Here is a 1,121-nt window from a genome sequence, read left to right on the forward strand (position 1 = left end):
TCGCGGCGCATCCGCTCGCGGCGCAGGCCGCCGGCGCGGCCCGGCGCGTGCCCTGGGGCCGCGCGGCGGCGCTCCTCGGGCTCGGGCTCCTCGGGCTCGCCGCGGCCTTCCTGGCCTGGTGCGCCGTCACGCTGCCGCCCCTCGCCGGGCCGGTGCGCCCGACCGACACAATCGTGGTCCTGGCGGAGGACGGCGAGGTGGTGGCGAGCCGGGGCCTCGCGCCGGGCCGGCCGCTTTCCGCCGGGGCTGTGGCGCCGATCATGAGGCGGGCGCTGCTCGCCGCGCAGGATCCCTGGTTCGACGACGCCACCCGGCTCGACGCGGCCGGCATCGGCGGCGTAGTGCGGGACGCCTTCCGGGGGACGATCGCGCCGGGGCCTCGCTCCGGCAGCGCCCGCCTGACCCAGCGCCTCGTGCGCCGCGACCTCCTGGCGGGCGAGCGGGGCCTCGCCGCCTCCGTCCGGGAGGCGATGCTGGTCCTCTGGCTCGAGGGATGGGCCGGGCGCGAGGCGATCCTGACGCGCGCCCTGAACCTCGCCCGGTTCGGGCCGGGCCTGCACGGGATCGACGCGGCCGCGCGCCGGGTCCTCGGCAAGGAGGCGGGGGCGCTCACGACCGCGGACGCCGCCTTCCTGGCCGGCCTGACGCTCGAGCCCGCCGACCTCGTGCCCGACCGCGACCTCGAGGAGGCCCGGGCCCGGGGCCGGCGCGTGCTGGACGCCCTGGTGATGATGGGCGCGCTGTCCCGGGCCCAGGCCGACGAGGCGGGGCGCGCGCTTGCGGGCCTCGCCCCCGCCTCGGCGACGCCCGTGACGCGGAGCGGCTTTCCCGACCTGATGGCGGGTCTGGCGCGCGAGCGCCTCGCGGGCGCACCGTTCCACGAGACCGTGGTGCGCACCAGCCTCGACCGGACGCTCCAGGGCTTCGCCGAGAAGGCGGTGGAGCGCCGCCTCGACGCCGTCAGGGACGGCGCCGGCCGGCGCCGGGCCGGAACCCGGGCCGGCCTCGTCGCGCTCGGGCCCGACGGCGCCGTGCTGGCCGCCGTCGGGGGCGGCAATCCCCTGGCGGGCACGCCGGCCGCGCGGACGGCCGCCGGGGCCAGCCTGCGCGGCCTCGTGCGC

The 1,121-nt window shown here is 80.6% G+C and carries 1 protein-coding gene; it reads left to right on the plus strand.

The window, feature by feature from the left end; genetic code table 11:
- Nucleotides 1-1,121 (plus strand): transglycosylase domain-containing protein (locus DT057_RS34985; protein ID WP_203236469.1); only part of this gene is annotated, 1,121 nt, incomplete at both ends.

The sequence above is a fragment of the Methylobacterium crusticola genome, from assembly GCF_003574465.1.
In the GTDB taxonomy this organism is placed as follows: domain Bacteria; phylum Pseudomonadota; class Alphaproteobacteria; order Rhizobiales; family Beijerinckiaceae; genus Methylobacterium; species Methylobacterium crusticola.